At 50.1% G+C, this 17,279-nt stretch carries 15 protein-coding genes; all 15 read right to left on the minus strand.

Features of this window, described 5'->3' with window-relative positions; all coding sequences use genetic code 11:
• Window positions 1-19 precede the first annotated feature (19 nt).
• The 15 genes from H6624_06825 to H6624_06895 all read right to left on the minus strand — a co-directional run bounded on the left by H6624_06825 (window position 20) and on the right by H6624_06895 (window position 17,242).
• The gene (locus H6624_06825) at window positions 20-1,000 is read right to left on the minus strand and encodes a hypothetical protein (protein ID MCB9084039.1); all 981 of its coding nucleotides are present in this window, start codon (window positions 998-1,000) and stop codon (window positions 20-22) included.
• A gap of 13 nt (window positions 1,001-1,013) precedes the next feature.
• The gene (locus H6624_06830) at window positions 1,014-2,783 is read right to left on the minus strand and encodes a hypothetical protein (protein ID MCB9084040.1); all 1,770 of its coding nucleotides are present in this window, start codon (window positions 2,781-2,783) and stop codon (window positions 1,014-1,016) included.
• A 168-nt stretch (window positions 2,784-2,951) separates the two neighbouring features.
• On the minus strand, window positions 2,952-3,836 hold the full coding sequence (locus tag H6624_06835) for a DUF4360 domain-containing protein (GenBank protein ID MCB9084041.1): 885 nt from the start codon (window positions 3,834-3,836) through the stop codon (window positions 2,952-2,954).
• A gap of 171 nt (window positions 3,837-4,007) precedes the next feature.
• Window positions 4,008-4,613, minus strand: a complete 606-nt coding sequence (locus H6624_06840; GenBank protein ID MCB9084042.1) for a DUF4360 domain-containing protein — start codon at window positions 4,611-4,613, stop codon at window positions 4,008-4,010.
• A 425-nt stretch (window positions 4,614-5,038) separates the two neighbouring features.
• Window positions 5,039-5,317, minus strand: coding sequence for a hypothetical protein (locus H6624_06845; protein MCB9084043.1), 279 nt, complete (start codon window positions 5,315-5,317; stop codon window positions 5,039-5,041).
• Window positions 5,314-5,907 carry a DUF4423 domain-containing protein gene (locus tag H6624_06850; GenBank protein ID MCB9084044.1) on the minus strand — a complete coding sequence of 198 codons (594 nt, stop codon included), beginning with the start codon at window positions 5,905-5,907 and terminating at the stop codon, window positions 5,314-5,316. The genes H6624_06845 and H6624_06850 overlap by 4 nt, the downstream gene beginning before the upstream one ends.
• Window positions 5,904-6,323: a helix-turn-helix transcriptional regulator gene (locus H6624_06855; protein ID MCB9084045.1), complete on the minus strand. Its 420-nt coding sequence runs from the start codon at window positions 6,321-6,323 to the stop codon at window positions 5,904-5,906. Before H6624_06855 ends, H6624_06850 begins: the two co-directional genes overlap by 4 nt.
• A gap of 121 nt (window positions 6,324-6,444) precedes the next feature.
• Window positions 6,445-7,329 carry a DMT family transporter gene (locus H6624_06860; GenBank protein ID MCB9084046.1) on the minus strand — a complete coding sequence of 295 codons (885 nt, stop codon included), beginning with the start codon at window positions 7,327-7,329 and terminating at the stop codon, window positions 6,445-6,447.
• A gap of 12 nt (window positions 7,330-7,341) precedes the next feature.
• Window positions 7,342-8,472 carry a hypothetical protein gene (locus H6624_06865; protein ID MCB9084047.1) on the minus strand — a complete coding sequence of 377 codons (1,131 nt, stop codon included), beginning with the start codon at window positions 8,470-8,472 and terminating at the stop codon, window positions 7,342-7,344.
• A gap of 516 nt (window positions 8,473-8,988) precedes the next feature.
• Window positions 8,989-9,516, minus strand: coding sequence for a hypothetical protein (locus H6624_06870; protein MCB9084048.1), 528 nt, complete (start codon window positions 9,514-9,516; stop codon window positions 8,989-8,991).
• Window positions 9,517-10,178: 662 nt separating this feature from the next.
• Entirely contained in the window at window positions 10,179-10,496 is a 318-nt protein-coding gene (locus tag H6624_06875; protein ID MCB9084049.1) for a four helix bundle protein, read from the minus strand.
• A 397-nt stretch (window positions 10,497-10,893) separates the two neighbouring features.
• Window positions 10,894-11,553, minus strand: a complete 660-nt coding sequence (locus H6624_06880; protein ID MCB9084050.1) for a hypothetical protein — start codon at window positions 11,551-11,553, stop codon at window positions 10,894-10,896.
• A gap of 172 nt (window positions 11,554-11,725) precedes the next feature.
• A complete protein-coding gene (locus tag H6624_06885; protein MCB9084051.1) occupies window positions 11,726-12,526 on the minus strand; it encodes a zf-TFIIB domain-containing protein in 801 nt (266 codons plus the stop codon).
• A gap of 418 nt (window positions 12,527-12,944) precedes the next feature.
• Window positions 12,945-15,851: a fused MFS/spermidine synthase gene (locus tag H6624_06890; GenBank protein ID MCB9084052.1), complete on the minus strand. Its 2,907-nt coding sequence runs from the start codon at window positions 15,849-15,851 to the stop codon at window positions 12,945-12,947.
• 221 nt (window positions 15,852-16,072) lie between these two features.
• A complete protein-coding gene (locus tag H6624_06895) occupies window positions 16,073-17,242 on the minus strand; it encodes a hypothetical protein (protein MCB9084053.1) in 1,170 nt (389 codons plus the stop codon).
• Window positions 17,243-17,279: the final 37 nt, after the last annotated feature.

Here is a 17,279-nt window from a genome sequence, read left to right on the forward strand (position 1 = left end):
TACCGTCTATTTCAACCCCTTATCCCGTGTGCTTGACCTCCGCTTCCTCACTCGCTTTGTTGCTGGACATATGCTGACCAGTCAGACCGGAGCGGCGCTGAGCCTTTGTGAACTCAAGTTCCACCGCCTGTTCGGCCAAGGCGTCGAGAGGATCCCGGTGCTCATCAAATTGGGGGACATCCTGGGGAAGGTCATTATTAGTGCTAATATTCCAAAGTTTATCGAGGGAACTTTCCAATCGATCCACGGTTTCAACAAAGGTCTTCTCAGGAGAAAAGAAGGTATTGACGAAACTGCCGACCACGGAAAGCAAAATTCCCACCAGCGAGGTGCTCATTGAGAAAGACACCTTTAAAAGAAACTGATCCATGATCAGCTTCGTTCCCTCGACATCATTGAGATCCATGGTGCCCAGGTCTGGAAGAGCCTTCATAATTCCTAAAAAGGTTCCAAAAATACCACCGACAATAAACATTCCCGGAAGAATATTGAGAAAGTCATTGAACACGGAGGCAGGCAACACCCCAAACACTTTCGAGAAACAGGGATTGCGCTGAAAGCTGTTCTTAGATATCTGCATGAGCTTTGGTCGGCTCTCTTTGGTGTAACGCAAGTGCCTAAGATGCTTCAACAGGTCCTTAACCATCCAGGCCGTTCCCTGCTTCACCAAGAACACCCGATCGCTCCAATGCATAATGGCGTCAGGCTTTCGTCTTTTCATCAAAGCTCTCACCTCAAACATCTCGTAGTAGGTCTTCTCCAAGAGTTTTTTGGTGGTGATAAAGAAGGACAGGTGATCCTTGACGTGGGGGACCTCCAGATGATTGTCAACCCGGCGATCAAACTCCTTGGCAAACCATTCCTCGCGTTTGATCGTATAATAGATCAGCACACGAAGACCTATCCCGGCAAAGAATGCCATGATCATGGCCGGAATCAGGAGGTCCGTCGCAAAGCTGACCATCCAGTCGAGAAAAACTTGTACATAGTGGGATACCATTTTTCTACTCCTTCTATTCCAACTCAAATCGAATGATCACACGCTGGGCTTTTTTACAGTCGTACTCAGCGCAGAAGTTCTTACGTGAAGTGCCCGAAGCCACATCACGACCTGGGATCTTTTCTGCCAAAAAGCTTCGTCCCGTCACCTTAACCAGCGGTAGCAGATCTTTTTGGTGTTTGTAGGTCATCTTTTTAGTGTCAAATATGTGCGAAAAGATCGATCTCGCACGATAGTAGCTTAGATCCAAATTGTAATTGATTGCCGCCTTATTCGTTTCTTCCAAGCTGTTGGGGTCGACAAACTGTCCCTTGTATGTCGGCGAAGCAAATCCGACAATCTCCACACCAGCAATCTTATCTGCGGTTCGCTTGTCCTCAAACAAGCTCTTGGAGTAGACAGGGATGAACTTTTCGAGAATCTGGGTCATCCCAGGCTTTAAATTGGACTTTCCCGTATCAAAGTACTCTTTACCAAATGAGAGAATCACGTCGCCAGTGTTAGGATCTACATCCACTTTGATCCCTGCTTTGGCAAAGTTGTTCTTGATCCGATTGGCCAGATTCTTCCGGGCGTCAGCCAACTCTTTCATCTGCTTCAGATCCTTCTTCAAGGTCTGAGTCTGCTGTTTCATCCCGGCCACTTTCTCTTTCATGCCGGAAACTTCCTGAGCCAGGGCGGCCTTTCCCGCCTGGGCTGCGGCCAGTTTGCCTTCGGTCTCCTGAACTTTACCCTGAAGAGATCCCAACTGCCGGTTAAGTGCATCCTGCTCCTGGGCCATCTTCTTGCGAAACTCCCCCTCACGCTGGGCGATCTCCGCTGCTGAAGCCTTGGCTTGTGACAGCTCGTTCTCCATTTGCTCACGCTCACGGGCTTGCTTAGCTTGAAAGTCGGATTTCAATTTCTCCATTTGATCCTTGTAATTGGATTTGACGTAGGAGAGTTCGCTGACCAACTTGGCCTTTTCCTGATCCTTCATTTCGATCGTGGACTTGGCGGTTTGAAGGTCGGTGCTCGCACTTTCCAACTGATCTGAAACCTCTTTCAACTCAGCCTCGACATTGCGCTTGAGCTGTTGTAAATCAGTGATCTTGGAAGCCGTGTCGCGACGAAGCTCCGCGATGGCCCGATTCATCTTCTGCTCAGTGATCTTCTTCTTAGCGTAGGCCTTCTTCATCTCCTTGACCTTACGCTCAAGCTGCTTGTTCAAACGCGAGACTTCTTCCTCACCCTGGGCGATGGACTTCTGCTTTTCCTGAACAGACTTCTTGAGCCCTTTGATTTCCTGCTTTTTCTCCAGAATCTCTTCTTCCCGCTCGGAAATGATATTATCTCGTCGCTTTACCCTAGCCTGGGCGAGAACATTGGAGTTAATGATGTTGCGAACAATCTGCTGGTACTTGTTGAGGGCCCGTTCTTTCTTTTCGTTTTCCTGGGCCTGTTTTCGGAGCTGATCTTTTTCCTCTTTTGACTCTTCAGAGAGAAGATTCAGCTGTCCCATCAGCTCCTGGTAGACCTGCATGTCTTTTTGGCTCGACTGCTGGAGATGTTCTTCTTTGAGGGTTTCGTAAACCTTGATCTGTTGTTTGAGATCTTCGTTTTCGTAGGTAATCCTTTGGTACTCCATGTTCTTTTGAATCCCAAAAGTTCCCGTGCGGAGACTGGTCACCACGTAAAGGAGTAGAAATACCACTGAAAGCATCATGAACAAGTCGGAGTAGGATGCCCAGTGATTTTCACCCCCTTCTTGCTTCGCCTTGAGTTTGTCGTAATCGAAGCCCATACTGCCTAAAAGCCCTTTGAAAAGGTTGGAAAATCACACAACTTCTCAAAGAAAATTTCGGCTTTCCGCGACCTTGACTTAATATAAGACCAAGGTCGGGAAAGCCGAAGCAAGTAAGCGTTATTGGGGTCTCACACAATTCAGAGCCGATTCAATCCCTTTCCGCCATTAACCATGGCGTCCTCGACCACCAAATCTAGGCGGACGTCCAGGGGGATTTGGTCGACCAGGACCACCCGGCCGTCCCGGATTGATCACCGGAGGGCGGGGCGGACGTCCAGGATTCACGACCGGCGGTCGCCCAGGACCGCTGTCTCGGCATGGCTTCCAAACCAAGTGGTAATCCACGGTTTGTTCAGCCCGGGCATCTATAGAGTCTAAAATCGCCATGGTGTCGTCACCTGAGTTGTTCGACATGGCCGTAATATTGGTATTTATGTGCAAATTGAAATCTCTGCCACAGTTCGACCACATCTGGCGGCCGCGAACCTGGCTATTGATAACAAAATCTCCATCTTCAGGACCACGCACATTGAGCTTCCGTCTGATCCGCCTCCTAGAAATTTGCCCTGTTTGGGCATCTGACATGTAATAGGTGGCATCGTAATGGGCAAAGCCATTCACGGGAATGCTATGAAACCCCCGGTAATCGAGCTTCACCACACTGACCTGGTACCCAGAGGGCACCTTAAAGGGCACGGAAATCTGGCAGCTCTTCAGACCGCGACGATTACCAAAGCTATCGCCAGCTTCCACAATGTAATTATCAAAAAGCATGGACAAGGTTTTCTGGTCCGGACTCAGAACCGCAGCCACTGTGCCGCTTGTGCAGCCGCTTCCCCCGTGGCTGGGTCTTCCCATTTTTACTCCCGGTACAAATACCGAGTCCCCATTGTCCGCAGGTGCCCCTTGTCCATGCACAAAATCATCCACATCCGTTTGCGCCTGCGCCTGATTGCTGGATGGCAATAAACTCAATCCGATCAGGGCCAGTACCGCGAGGGTCCAACACCCAGGGCGGTTCGATTTCTTGTTCTTAGACTTGGTTTTCATTTCTTTATCCCCCAAAAACATTCACGCTTTTACTGACTTGCTACTTACTTGCTTTCTTACTTGTTAGCTGACTTTTTGAAAGTACGATTTCTCAGGCAAAAGAGGACGCAGTCCCCACTGCGTCCTCTTCTTCAAGAGAGCCGGTGGTAGGGACCGGCCCTTCAATTTCAATTAACGACAACGTCTCCACTGCAGGTGGTACACAAGACCAGACTTAATGTCTGCCGAATCAACAGTGGCCAGAGTGTCTTCTCCCCAGCGGTTGGAGCGCGCCAACATGGAGGTGTTTACGCGCAGATTCACGTCGGCACCGCAGGCAGACCAAACCAGGGCATGAGCAGCCAGGTTGTTGGTGAGCGTGTATTCATCATCAACGAAGCCACGGAAAGTCTTGGTCACACGCGGCCCCTGCTGACCGGCAAAGAAGTACTCAACATTGAATCGAGCCTGCCCGCCACGGGGAACAAAAGTGTATCCACGGTAGTCGACCTGGAAAATGCTGACGCTAAATCCCTGGGGCACGTGGACCGGAATGGCGATGTTACAACTCTTGCGGTCAATGCGCTTGCCGGAATCACCACCAGCTTCTGCAATATATTCATCAAACAGAATACTGAGAGCCTTTTGGTCAGGGCTCAGAGTGACTGATGCTGAACCTGCAGGACAACCGCTACCACCATATCCAGGTGTACCTAAGCGAATGTCATCAGCCTGTGCCTGTCCCATCATCATTGCAGAAGCCAGAGTTGCGATCATTAGTGTTAGTGCTTTTTTCATTTCCCCACTCCTTTAGTGCTTTGTTTGTTTTCGTTGTGCTTGCTGCACACAAGGAGGGTATGAGCAAAGGGCGTACCAACCTTTTTCTAGTTTTAAATTTGTTTTAACCGAAACAGAGGATACTTTTGTCACTCGGTCAAATTTGAACATTTGTATCAGAACTGATACATCAGCCTCAGAACCCGTCTGTTTTGTAGCAATTTGTTGGTTCACTTTTGGTACCAGCCTCTCGCATGGCCGGTGCTATTTGGTTCCAGGTCCTCAAACGGGATGCGCGGAGACAAAGTAGACTCTTGTTTGAGAGCTAACTTTGTCTCCGCGCATCCCGTTTGAGGACCTGGAACCAAATAGCACAAAAAAGCCCATCCCGCTAAGGGATGGGCTTTAAGGGTAACCTCGTTGTCAGATCCTGGGACCCGACTGGACTATCGACCTTCCAACTGTGGAAGGATGTGGTATTCAAATACAATTTTCATCACCTGGTCTCTCTCGTTGGGTGACAGGGTGTTCATCCAGGCCGAAAAAGCCGCATCTTCTGTCGCCATTTGCTTCAGGCGATTGATTTTTTGTGGTGCCATGCGAACAGCTCTTTCCATATCGCGGGCCATGCCGCCGCCGCCAATGTCTCCTCCCCGGGCAAAAGCCAGAGGACTGAGCATCACCATCACTAAGGAACCAACCAACAACTTTTTTACCATCCTCATTGTACTTCTCCTTTTTCCCCCCGACCCGAGACTTCGACACTGGAAAATGTGAAACCATAAACCCCGTCTGCGGATTCCGCTGCGGACTCCATCAAAAAGGCCTTCATGATCTCTTCCATTTGCCGACAGAACTTTCTAACCGCTTTCTCATTTGATGCAATAAATCCCGTTCGGTAAAAACTATTCAGTTCCGGATTGAGTGGATCCAATCGGCCTAAGACCTGTGTGCTGATCAACACGTGATCTGCTAAAACCTGGCCCGGGTCCAAATCCCGATCCGAAAAGTAAACATACTTTAAAACTCTCTCATACCCCTCGGCTGTGCGCCGAATAATTCCCAATTGTTCCAAGCCCTCAAAGGCTTCCACCACCTCATTCACACTGACTCGCAAACGTGCCGCCAGTTTACTCAGTGATGGATCAAAATCAGCGGTACTCACCAAACCGGCCAGTGTTCTCCACAGCCAGTTCCCTGTGTACTTCTTCTGCAACTCCTGGTGCCGCTTCAATTCGGCCGAAGTTTCAAATCCTAATTCCGTTTCTTCTTGTTTTTCGTAGGAAACCTTCCCCAATACCCTTTCAACCTTCACGCCTGCACTCCCTGCAAGTAGGACTGAATCCGTTCTGCTGCTCCTCGTGTTGATTTCTCTATGGCGGATCTCCCCCACCAGTGAATCTGCTCCAAAAGAGTGCGCTTAACCTGGGAATCAAGTCCGGCCAAAACGCGAGCGACGTCAACAAAGACATCTTCGTTGGTTTCTGGCCCACCTTCCATGACCTCGCCGATACGACGATCCACCAGCTGTTCCAAGTCGATCCCCAAAACATCCATCAATTCCATCAGATCAGATGCTTTGATCTGGGTTCGACCGCGAAAAAACCGATTCACCGTAATCCGAGAAAGACCACAGCGGTTGGCCATTTCAACTTGTGAGATTTTCATCATGCCCGCAAGAAGTGCGAGCTTTGACGACAACCCGAATTCTCCATCTATTTCACACGCCATCCTGATCCCCTACCTACCCTAATGATTCAGAACTGGTGCAGTTGTTCACCAGCAGTTGGCTTGTGCAATCGACGTACCCAATGTTTTAGGGTCAAAAGGTTCCTGCGATGAGGATCAAAAATCACTGAAGGAGCAAATAGAAGCCACAGACAAAGAGAAGAAGGGCCCACCACATTTGACGCGACGGCTTATGCCGGTGGACCAATGACTCCAGAAGAGCGGCGAACAGGGGGCCGGTAATGGCAATGGCGGAAAGCGAAGCCAAGTGACCTATCTGCAGAGCCCAAAGATAGAGAAGCAAAGACAAATAGGTTCCACCAAGGGAGGCTCCAACCACCAACCAACGCCCCCGAACCTCCAGACGCTGGAAGGTCCCCAACAAATCGAGTCGCCAAAAGCGAGACATCAGAGCAAAACCCACCACCGCCCCCAGACATCTATATAGATGTCCCTCCATGGGAGTGACCATTGGCGACTGGTCAAAGCCCCAGCGGGTAAGAAGAATCCCAATGGTGTCCATTCCTACGCCGCATAGCGCAAACAAGAGCCCCTTCAGTTCCCAGTGGCCGTGGCGCCTTTTGCCTTCCCAACTGAAGAGAAACAAACAGCCGATCAAAAACACAATGGCCAAGAGCCGCATTGATCCCAGTGGTTGGGCAAAAACAATCAAAGAAGCCAAACCCAGAGCCAGAGGCTGAAAGCCAAACAATATCAAAGTACGAGCGGCCCCGATGCGGGCAAAAGCACTGAGCAAAAACAGATCCCCCACATTCAAGCCCATCAGCCCACTGGCAAAGAAAGCGGCAAATGAGGACCATTGGGTTTCATGAAAGCCACTGAGGAAGGGGACACTGATCAGCAGGGCACAAAAGGCTAAGGCCGCCTTAAAGCCATTCATCCAATAGGGCGACACCCGCCGGGAAAAGGTGGCAAACACCAAGCTGGCCGAGGAAAAACACAGGTTGGCCAACAGAGCGAGCAGCAGACTTTGGTGGAGAACGGACATAGGGTGCTAGTATCAACTAAGATCAAGTAATGTCCACACCGGATAGTGATCGGAAGGGAGTTTTTCTCGCTCTCGATAAGACCGCGGCAAGGGCCTTTCACTGCCATCCCCAAAGCGATAGCGATAAACCAGAGTTTTAATGATTCGATCAGCCAGGCTGCCATTAACCAGAATATCATCCATTTGGGTGTATTTTGGTTGGCCTTCAAAGGGAAAGTAGCTGTGGGTGATGCGCTTTCCTTCCGGAGTGACTCTCAATCTTGCGCGATCAAAAGCACTTTTGAGTATTCGCCGCAGGGGATTCATCTCAGGAGCCGACACCACATCGGTGTTGAAGTCTCCGGCCAGGGCTAAGGGCACATCAGACCCAAACTCTTTTTCCAGTTCTTTGACAATCTCAGCAGCCTCTTCGTATTGAGCGGTCCTGAGTTTTCTCGACTCAGGATCATTGGGCCGATCCCGTTTGGATTTTCCATGGTTGCCCACCAAAATGAGAACCGGCTTACCTCCAGCGTGATCACGCAAGATCAACACCGGCAAATCCCGCGAAAACACTGGAACCTGCCGCTGTTGAACCGGATCAAACCAGGTACGAGATTTATGGGTACGGATTTCCACATCGGCCTTGATGTCGGCTCTAACTAAAAATCCAATGTCGATTCCCCGCGAATCATTACCTTCGAGCAAAAAGGCTTTGTACCGGTTGCCCACCAGGGCTTTCAGTGAAACCAAACTCTCAACCTCTTGAACCACAACGAAATCGGGCCGCACATCAAGGAGCACATCCTGTACACCCCGCACTTCTTCAGGGGATTTGAATTTTCCCTCGCTCTTCTTCACCCGCTTAAGTGTCGGCGCAGCCTTATCTCCCCCTTCAATGGCCTCCACTTCATACTTACCCACCGACATGAAAACGTTTTTCATATTGTAGGTCATCAGAATCGCCTTGCGCAGGGATGAGACCGGCCGCGGAGCCTCCAAGGGCATCGCCGCCAAAGGCTGAGGATCCCTCGCATGATGGCGACAAACTCCGGCCGCCCCCTGAGCCGCAGCTGGGCCCAAAGCCACCAACAAGGCCAGGCATAGGACCCCGACCTTCAAGCTCAAACTATTGAAATAAAAAAGGATTCTTCGTCTCGGCAAATCCCACTCTCTCTCGGTCAAAAGGCAAAAGCCCACCAAGAGAGCAAAAAGGAGACCATGCGCGAGCTCCATTCAACCACTGCCACAAAGGAACAAGTCCTGTGAACGTTACCCGTAACCAGTAAACGTGACAGCGACAGCCTCCGAATCCGTGACTGTAAACCGACACACACACGGAAACGTTTACGGGTTACGGATCACGGGTTACAGGAAAAAGTGGACCAACGAGCGTAACAAAGGAGAGGATTTCCGACTGCGTAACCCGTAACCAGTAACCCGCTAACGTGACAGCGACAGTCACCCTTTCAGTCACTGTAAACTATGTTCCCGGTACAAAATGTAAACTATGTTTCGGGTTGCACACCGCAAACAAACACGTCCACGGAAACCGTCTCGGAAACGTTTACGGTTTACTGGTTACGGAAATTATTCCCTTCATCGATAAATAGGACTTAAAACCAAAACAAAAAAGACGACAGAAGGCTGACTCAAGCCTAAAATTTCAGGCTCCATGCCTCACTTGAGCTTAGGCACTCCGCCCTCAAAGACAATGACTTGGCCTTTTTTGAGATTTGGAAATAAATGTCTCCCACCCCAAGATCCGTCTTTCAAAACCTCGATCTTCTGAGCCCCTTCTAGGTAATTGGGGCTCCAGTAGACTTTCAATTCACCTTCAACAACGTGACCATAGAGCATGCTCTGATCTGCGACTGTAAATTCAGTCGGCGTCCCGTAGAGTTCCGAAAACAGCACTGGGTACCCCTGAGAGATAAGAAGATAATACAGGCGAATCTCCCTCACACTTTTCGGATCAGCCTCCGCCTTAACCAATACTCCCTTCTTAAAGGTGAGTTTTGTGCCTCTAGGGAAATCATAATTACCCATAAATTCAACCCTCACATCGGCTAACGCTACCAGCTCCCCATGGAAATTGACATTCCAGAAATTAACATTGTTTAAGCTACAATAGGCATTGTCAATCTTTGCCCGATCCGCCACATTGCTCGTGTCTCCACACTGTTTAATCCAAACGCCGTCCACCATGATTCTTGACCCATCTGGCCACAGCCCTTCCTTGATGGCCTTCTCGATGGATTTGTCTGCGATCGATGCCGACGCCCCAGAAATGGAGGCTAGCGAAGATTCAAAATAATTCTTATAGTGCGAGCCGTCCGAGATCCTAACCGTCGCTCCCGGTGATAAAAAATTCCCATCAAGAGGTGGCTAATTTTGATCTAAGCTACACCGCAGAATGCGGAAAGACTTTTGTTACACCCAACAAAGTCCTAAAGCTAAGAGCACTAAAAAGGCTCTTAAGGAAATTGAAGTAAAACCAAACCACCGACCGCTACGACTGCAAGCTCTCTCAACTCCAAAAGCCATGACTTCTCCCTTTTTATCCCGTCAACGTGCCACTTTAAAACACGGGAAGTCGTTCTTATTTTGTGAAGACTCCATCTTAAGGGAGCAACTCAAGGTTTCCAATACCCCGCCAAAATGAGATCTGTTGATATTAAGAACTTAGCGGCCCTTCAGGCTCCAATGAAAACGACCAAACCCAATCAGATTAGGGAATTGACGGGATCTGAAGATTTTCTTGTGGCCTTGTTTCAATATTGGAAAGCTCGCTTGGAGTAAGCCCAGGATTTCCACTCAATTTTGATTGAGATCAGTCATTTCCGGAGCCTGGCCGAGCACTCTCCCCGCTAGGTCGCGAGGATTAGCTTGTAGATAGAGGCGCCTAGATGGTCCGCAAGATCCAGAAGCTTAAGGTCTTCGATTCCTTCGACTCTCAAAATTGCCTGACATTCGCGAAGAGAACCAAGAGCAATAGAGTAAAACCGCCTTTTGTCCTTTGCACTGGGTTTACCACTCCCCTCAGCAAGGTTCAACGCCACCGAGGAGGATGCCCGAAGCATCTGATCCCGCAGATGAATTGGCAGCTTCAAAAGCTTCACCTTCTGACAAAACTCCACCGCCAAATCCAAGGATCGAAATCTGTATTCGTGTTTTCTCTGTGTCATTTTAACTTCCTTTGTAAAGTGTGTTGGCCATCACCCCAAGGTGGGCCAACCACTGCCACAAAGGAACAAGTCCTGTGAACGTTACCCGTAACCAGTAAACGTGACAGTGACAGCCTCCGAATCCGTGACGGTAAACCGACACACACACGGAAACGTTTACGGGTTACGGGTTACGGGTTACGGGTTACGGATTACGGATTACAGGTTACGGCTTACCGAGAAAGTCCATTCAACGCAGAAGACGGGCCCGTTTCTCCAAGCTTGATATCCCTGGGCTGGTCAAAAGGGTGCGGATTCAAGGCGAACTGTCCTGAGCGAGCGGAGGCGTACCAGTTGGTACGTCGAAGTGAGTGAAGGGCTGTTCAACGCAGAAGACGAACCCTTTTCACCAGCCCAGTCACCAATTAGCGACTTCAAGGCGGCTCTTACAAGCCCCCGTCCCCAGCCGAATCTTTTTCCCTCTCAAATCCACCGTCCCAAATCCCGTATCGCCAAAGGCTCTGGTACATCCGCGGGATTCAATGGGGAAATGACCAATCTTTTTTCCCTGGCCTTCAAAGGCCGAAACTAGAAAAAGCTGGTCCGATTTGGTGGTCACTTCGATAAAGGGTTTGCTGAGATTGATTTCATTTTCGACCAAAGACAAAATCCGCATTTTGCCATTCTTGAATCGCAGCTCGCCAACGGCTTGGCCTTCCTTGTCTCGTAAGATAAGGTCGTCCTGAAGGGGCTGCTGCTCGAAGTTCTCCAGTTCCTGATCACAGTATTTGCGTTCGATATTGTAATCGTAATTCACACTGCGAACGTGAAGGCAGACCTGGCCGGAATCGGAGTTTCGACTGAGTCGCCTCACCCAGCGGGCATCGTCCACATTGATGGTGGCCTGGCAGTTGGATTTCACCTCAAGGTCAATCTTGCCGTCGAAGGAGGCTCCAGACAAAGTCAAAGCCTTGGGCACATCCATGCAGGCTCCAGCCCCAAGGGCCAATAGGCTCGCCGCCAGCAGAAGACTGCCGCGAAGACCTAGACTTAAAGTATTGAAAATACTCAACCGCATTTCCCCTCCTCAATCGACCCTTATCTATATATGTCTTTGTGCCAAGAAGACTGTGTGCCCTCTAGAGTGCAATGGCCATTCCCTGAGGGGGACTCCTGCCTCAAGCTCCACCGTAGGAAGCTAGTCAGGTGGCCACAGATTTGACACAAAATGGGACAGTTCTACAGGGGACCTAGTCCGTCAGGAGAATGGCGATCGTTCCCCAAAACCAGATGTCATCGGTCAATCGTTGCCGATGGGTGTATTCGTTGTAGTTGTCAATTTTGGAGGTCAGCTCTTTTCGCAGCCCTTCCAATTCAGACTTTCTCTTAAGGTCTTGATAGCGGCGGTTGAGATCTGGGAGCGCCGTCAGAACTTTTTCAAACTCACCGTGGTCCAGCCAAACCCGGCTACAAACTTGGCAGCGCTCGATGATGATGTCATTTAAGTCATACTCACTCATCACCGCATTACATGGCTGACAGGTGATCCTCTGCAGACCCTTACCACACTTGATACAATGCTCGTTCTTCAGGTCCTGCTGTTGGTGACAAAACCTGCAGACCGCATAGAAGCCCTGCTCCTGGCGAAAGTTAAACATTGTCGGATGAAAGATCGAGCGGCCCGCCGCCTTTTGCAGATTCTCTACCGTTGTCTCCATTCCTTCGCATTTAAGGCAAAGAAGAATCTCTTGTCCCTTACCTTCGACGCCAAAAAGGCTCTCTCCCGGGCAGACCGGGCAAGGACGTGAAGTAAATGTGAGTTTTCGACCGTCAATCTGCGGAGTCTCAGCCTTGGGTAGGTGCTGCTCCTTGAGCAAATGAAATAGCCGCACCATTTCTTTGTCGTCAAAAAAATAGTGCTGGCACTGGCCACAATTATCCAACTCCAGGTCTGTTTCAAAAACCTTCCCATTTTTCAGTGGAACTTTGCAGGTTGGGCATTTGAAAGCCGTCGCCTGAGCCCTGGTGAGCTCACTCTGAATGAGACTCATTACAAAAGAGTCCCTCTTGAAAACAATCGATAAGTCGCGACTCGATATCCACTGACCTTTACAAAGATTGCACCAGTGATAAAAGGCACCTGTCGTGGCCTGTGTTCCAATGAGTTTACCCCTGCATTTGGGACAGGGAAGATCGGACTTCGCTTGGTTATTTGGAAGATGAGACATTACCACTATCCTAATACGAAAAGGGCTTCGCCGTAAGTGGGTTTTTTTGGCAGGCGCCTATAGGCCGTTCAACGCCGAAGACGGACCCTTTTCACCTGATATTCTATTTCTCTTGGGCTGGTCAAAAGGGCACGGATTCAAGGCGAACGGCCATGAGCGAGTGGAGGGCGTGCTTCGATGCACGTTGGAACGAGAGAAGGGCCGTTCAACGCCGAAGACGGGCCCTTTTCACCAGCCCAACCTAGAGGGATTTACTCAGCTCCATTAGTCGCGGGTCGTTGGGAAGATACGTGAGTCCTAAAGCCAATGCCTGCCGGGCCTTTTCCTTGTCATTGCCTTTAAGGCGAGCCTGGATTTCCAATTGATAGGCCTCGATAAAGGCTGGGTGATCCATGCGGATTTTTTGCGCAACCTGAATTGTTTCCTCAAGTCTGGCCTGTTTGAGAAGAATTTCCCCCAACATGATCCCGGCGGTGTAATAGCCCGAACCATAGCGATAGGTCAGGGCTTCTTCAAGTAATGGCCGGAGTGTTTCTTGATCCTTTTCCTTCAATGCTGTTTTGACCGAGTTCAAGAGGTTCTGGTACTGGCGAGCCACATCCTCTTTGGTTTTTCGCGCCATGTGCCACTCCAGGAGAGTGGCTGAGTCCAAGCCAAGGTTTAACTCCTGGATCTCCTCTTTGAGTGAGGCAAACAAATGATTGTGAGCAGAGGTAAACTGCAGAGGGGGATGGCGCAAACTCTGTTCAACAAACACTTTAAGGTCGATCCCAGGAATCAACTCCTTCAAGGCTTTCAGACGCCCACTCGCCGTTTGCACCAGTAATTTTTCAGAGGCACCATTGTGCTCCCTCTTGTAAAACTCGAAGGGGATATGATGCTCAAGCTTCACGTTGTCATCGGTATTGGCCACATCTTCAGAAGACAAAAAGGTCTGAACCTGCTCTTTGCCACCATAGAAGTAAGTCAGGAACTCATAAATGGACGTTAGCCCCTCCGGCACCAAAAGCTCCTGCACCTTAGGTGACTGGTAAGTTTGTACCAGCTTCTGCCAGTCCACCTGAATGGGCTGCCGACTGCCCACCACCACGGAGTCAAAACCGTAAGCAAAGAGGTAAACATACTCAAAGGCTTCATCCATGGCTTTAAGGGCCATACGGTAGGAGTTCTCGGACAGCCCTTCGTTTTGGATCCACTGGCAAAAGACACCATGATCATTGAGTTTGCCGGCAGCCTCTTGGTAGTACTCACGGGAATAGAGGTTTCCGCCTCCGGACACCAATGGACTGATGGGATCGGAAGTGATGACGTCGTAGGTTTGATCGGTGTATTTGAGAAAGATCCGCCCGTCTTCAAGAACCACCCGGGTCCTGGGGTCCTGCAAGGGCTGGCCGTTGATGTGGTTGAAAAATCGGCTCCCCTCAACGACTCCCCTTTCCAATTCCAGAATGTCGACCTTCTCGACAGACTCATGGGACAGGACATGTCCAGCGGTGATTCCCGTCCCCAGGCCAACGACGGCTACCCTTTTGGGATTGGGGTGAAGAAGTAGTGGGATTTGCCCCAGCATCACCAAGTGTTTGCGATCACTGTGGCCAGCTCCGGCCACGGGTTTTCCTGAAACTCGAAGGCCCACTTTGCCCGTTCCGAATTCGTTGGCCACAACCGCAACACTGCCGTGAATGCCTTCCTGATAGTACAGAAGCTGGGATGGATTTTGCTCCCGCTGCTCTTCCACGGCTGACAGAACGCCTTCGGTGGTCATGGACAAATAAAGTCCCTGACTGGTGAGTAAGGGATCATGGGGAGGAACGACTAACAGACCTCCCAAGGTCAACACAGAAACGATCACTAGGTAATTGAGCTTTTCCACTTTTCCTATTCCAGGGATGAGCAGGAGCAAAAAACCCAAGGCCACCAACCATCCACAGAGAGCACTGATGGCGATGGTGCCGGATATCCCCAAGGCTGGAATCACTAAAAAGCCTGCGGCCAGACTACCGATCACTCCACCTACGGTATTGAAGGCATAAATTCGACCTGTGGCAACAGGCAGGGATTCTTGACTGCGCAACTCTTGATAAAGGTGAAGGGCATAGGGGAAAAAGGCGCCCATGAAAAAGGTCGAGGGAAAGATCACCAAACCCGATATCACGAGTTGGGCCACAATGTATCCAGCTCCGGACTCCCCACCTGAGAGCAGCCAATACAAATGACCATACCAATAAGGAAGTTCATTATAAAAGGTAATGGTCACCAGAGCACACAAGCCAATCATGGCCTGTAAAAAAAAGATTTCCACCCGCCAGTTCTTCGACTGTTTCAACAAAGAGGCTCCGACCACGCTTCCCAGACCCACACCTAACAAAAAGAGCACCAACATATTGGTGAAAGCATGAACGGTGGCTCCCAAAACATTGGCCAAGAGACGAAACCAGGCCAACTCCAACACAATGGACAGACCACCAGAAACAAAAAACAGCAGCTCAAACAGCCGTGTGGCCCGGCTTGAAACTCCGATCACCGCGGTCTTGTTGGCTTGTTCGTGTGAGGCTGAAATCATTCCCCCGCCAAACTTCAGGAGCCAAAGACCTAGAGCAAAGTCGATGACCCCAATCATCAGGCAAGTCCTAAGCAAGCCAAGCCCCGGAATCAAAACAAATCCAGCCAAGAAGGTCCCTGTCAAAGCTCCAATGGTGTTGATGCCATAAAGCCTACCGGCCACAGCACTGGAATCCCCTTGTTGTTGGGCCAGTGAACCAACGACTGCCGGCAGGGTCATCCCCATCAGCAAGACAGGAAGAATCATCATGACAAAAGTCACAGCAAAACGAAGAATCAAAAACAGTTGGGGATGTTCCACTCCCAATCCGTAGAGGCCGGCAAACAAGGGCGTGGTTGAGCGAAACAAAGGAATAGAAACAAAACCCAAGACCCCAATACCCAGCTGCAGAAGGGCATAGGTCTTCATCGGGTGGCGCAAACCCCAAGTGAGCTTGGGCAATATCCAACTCCCCAAGGCCAGTCCACACATAAATGCCGCCACCACCGTGGCACTGCTATAGAGAGAATTCCCCAATATATAGGACAACTCTTTGGACCAGGCGATTTCCAACACCAGACTGGTGGCCCCAGAGAGAAAAAACATCACATAAAGCCAGCGGTGGGATTTCGTAGGGTCCTCCAGGTGAGATCTTAATTATGGAGGACAGGGGGCCCTACACTCAACCTGACCCGGCCTAACGTCTGAAAACTGGCCCCTGGTTTTGTGGAGCAACAATAAAAGATGTCAGTTGTTTGCATCCAGCTACAAAAAAAGGAAGACCCTTAGGACCTTCCTTTTTTCTTAACTCTCGATCAAAGAGTCGATTACTTTACGTAGATTTGAGTCGCGTGATTGACCAGGTAGCGAACCCAATCATATTCGTGGAAAATAATCGGCTTGGTGTATGGAGCTTCCTCTCCCACACGGGAAGGGTCATAGTCGTACATAGGCCCCATGGGGTCTTCATAGAGTGAATCCCTCACGTAGAACATTCCCTTGGCATGGCATCCCCCCTGGGCGCTGTATGAGTCCTCCAACCGACGACTCGTCTTGTCCCACTTCTCTGCCAGCTTCAGCAGCCGCTCTTTCTCTTTGGCGTCTTTAGCCCCAGCCGCTCTCTGACGGAGTTTGGTTGGCTGTTCGGACATGTAATCCCTCATGCCTTCCACAAAGCGACAGCCCTGGGAGTCCATCTGATCATTAAAACCAATAATGTTCACCGCATGCCAATAGCCATAGTGATTGTAAAGAACATGAACCGGAGCCTTGCGCTCAACAAGTACCTGCTTGATGCGATCGACGAGGTCAGTGGGGGCAATACCGACATTCCACTGGTTGGATTCAGGATCGGCAAACAACACTTCCCTCTCGAACTTGGGGAGTGCGATGTAGCCACTTTGGATTTTATCCAGTTCACGGATCCAGTTATAGGGGGCCCCATACTCGGCATCCACACCTTCTGGTTGAGCCTGAACGTAATCACCCTTTTCGTCCGACTTGTACCAACCCTTGGTGAAACGGTAGACATCATTATGAACCGTTTGGCCGGTTTCGTTGAACACCAACATGGAGTCCGTTTTCCAGTTTTTGACTGGCAAGGTAGCCTCATCAAGGCCAGCCATATTCATCATGTAACGTTCACTAAAATCCAAAGGTCCACCGGGAACACGGGACATGGCAGGATTCAGTCTGGCCATCCACCACTCAGCCATTCCGGTGAGGGACATGTAGAGACAACTGCCCGCATCCTCCTGATTAGGCGAAGGCATAACGTAAGGAACCAATTCGTCAAAGCCGCCCAGCTTTTTGACCCCCGCCATGGGCGCCATCACCGAAGTGACAACCGGATCCACACCTTCATCGGGTGAATTGGGAAACTTGGCACCCCAAACCAGATCGCTCCGACCTGGCGTTCCATTTTGGAAGTCGCCGCCTGCGGCCCAAACAGACAAGGTTGTAGTAGCTAAGAAAACAGTTAGCATCATCCGTAACATATGATTCCCCCCTGTAAAACTTGCCCGGACAGTAGGG

The organism is Pseudobdellovibrionaceae bacterium, from assembly GCA_020635075.1.
In the GTDB taxonomy this organism is placed as follows: domain Bacteria; phylum Bdellovibrionota; class Bdellovibrionia; order Bdellovibrionales; family UBA1609; genus JADZEO01.